This window comes from Vibrio sp. V03_P4A6T147, from assembly GCF_002241085.1.
Lineage (GTDB): Bacteria > Pseudomonadota > Gammaproteobacteria > Enterobacterales > Vibrionaceae > Vibrio > Vibrio anguillarum.
Genome location: NZ_NDIO01000160.1, coordinates 1 through 1,937, shown reverse-complemented (window position 1 = coordinate 1,937; position 1,937 = coordinate 1). Strand labels below are relative to the sequence as shown.

At 46.0% G+C, this 1,937-nt stretch carries 2 protein-coding genes; both read right to left on the bottom strand.

Going from position 1 to position 1,937, the window contains the following annotated elements; genetic code table 11:
* Positions 1 to 412: AAA family ATPase (locus tag B9J84_RS16320; RefSeq protein WP_404206452.1), on the bottom strand; the 412-nt coding region annotated here is incomplete at its 3' end.
* Positions 413 to 584: 172 nt separating this feature from the next.
* Positions 585 to 1,781 carry an acetate kinase gene (locus B9J84_RS06115; RefSeq protein WP_094123758.1) on the bottom strand — a complete coding sequence of 399 codons (1,197 nt, stop codon included), beginning with the start codon at positions 1,779 to 1,781 and terminating at the stop codon, positions 585 to 587.
* Positions 1,782 to 1,937 lie beyond the last annotated feature (156 nt).

Genomic DNA, 1,937 nt, shown 5'->3' with positions numbered 1-1,937 from the left:
TCGCGACAAACACAATTTCTGCGCCCAGCGTTTTGGCAATTTCTGCGTTCACTTGGTTCGCGAATGGGTGTTTGCGTGTTGGCACAAGGCCTTCAATCAGTGTTACTTCAGAATCTTTATTGATGTGGTTGTAACGCTCAACGACGGTTTCAAGCAACACATCCATCTTTTCGCTACCGATCAACGTTTCTGCCGCTGACATCATCATCGGTTCTGCAATGCTGATGTCGCTATTGCGACCGATAATCGTTGAAGTGAGATCAGGTTGATCGCCACCCGAGCGAGGTTGTGCAATAGGCTTATAAAAAGAAACGCTAACACCTTTACGCTCCATGGCGCGAAGGACACCCATGCTCACGCTGGTAAGACCAACACCAGCGCTGATAGGGATAAGCATAATAGTACGGGACATGAGTAGAGTACCTCAAACTATTGAAATCAATCTAACCGAAACTAGATTGAAAAAGGAACAAAGCCCAACATGACCTTCTTCGGAAATAAGCCTGCTGACCTAAATCGCTAGAAACTAAGGGTTGAGCCCCGGTAAAAAACTGGCTAACTCAGAGAGTTAGCCAGAAAGTCAATTAAAGACCTGCCAGACGAGCAGTATCTTCAGCAATCACTAGCTCTTCATTGGTCGAGATAACCATAGCTGGAATACGGCTGTTTGCCGTTGTGATCACACCTTCGCCGCCAAAACGTGCTTTTAGGTTTGCTGCGCTGTCGACTTCGATACCGAAGATAGCCAAACGGTTTAGTACCATTTCACGGATAGGGCCTGAGTTCTCACCGATACCACCAGTGAAGACGATAGCGTCTAGGCGACCGTCAAGGCTTGCTGTGTAGCCAGCCACGTATTTTGCTAGGCGGTGGCAGAACACGTCCATTGCACGAGTCGCTTCTTCTTTCTCACCGTAGTTATCTTCAACAAAACGGCAATCCGAAGTCACTTGAGTTAAGCCTTGTAGGCCAGACTCTTTGGTTAGCATAGTGTTGATTTGATCAACAGAGTAACCCAGTGCATCGTGCAGGTGGAAGATGATTGCAGGGTCGATGTCACCACAACGTGTGCCCATCACCAAACCTTCAAGCGGCGTTAGGCCCATTGAAGTATCAACTGATTGACCGTTTTTGATCGCACAAACAGAAGCACCATTGCCTAGGTGACAGTTGATGATGTTAACTTCTTCAACTGGCTTGTTGAATAGGCCTGCAACTTCACGAGTGATGAATAAGTGTGAAGTACCATGCATGCCATAACGACGGATACCATGCTCTTTGTATAGATTGTACGGAAGAGCGTATAGGAAAGACTCTTCAGGCATAGTTTGATGGAAAGCAGTATCAAACACAGCTACGTTTTGAAGCTCAGGGAAGTTTTTCTTAGCGGCTTCGATACCGATGATGTGTGCTGGGTTATGAAGCGGTGCAAAGGTTGCTGCGTCTTGGATACCTTTCAGTACATCATCAGAGATAAGTGCAGATTGAGTGAACTGCTCACCACCGTGTACGATACGGTGACCGATAGCGCCAAGGTTAGCTTTAAGCTCTGGCTTAGAAGCAAGAATAGTTTCAACCATAAACGCGAGTGCTTCTTCGTGCGCTGCACCTTCGCCTAGTTGCGCTTCGTGTTTACCGTCAAGTTTCCACTTGATACGTGCTTCAGGAAGGTGAAGACATTCAGCAAGACCTGATAGGTGCTCAGCACCTGTTTCTGCATCGACAACAGCAAATTTAAGAGAAGAACTACCGCAGTTTAAAACTAAAACTAGCTTAGACATGTGTGACTACCTGTAATAATCGGTTAGGATAAAAATCATTCACAAGAATAGTAGAACCGTTGTGGAGCGCTACTAATCTTGGTCAATAAAACTTGAATTTCCGTATAATGAGACGGGGCTTTTAACGTAAAGTCGTCGATGCATTCCTTGCAGATT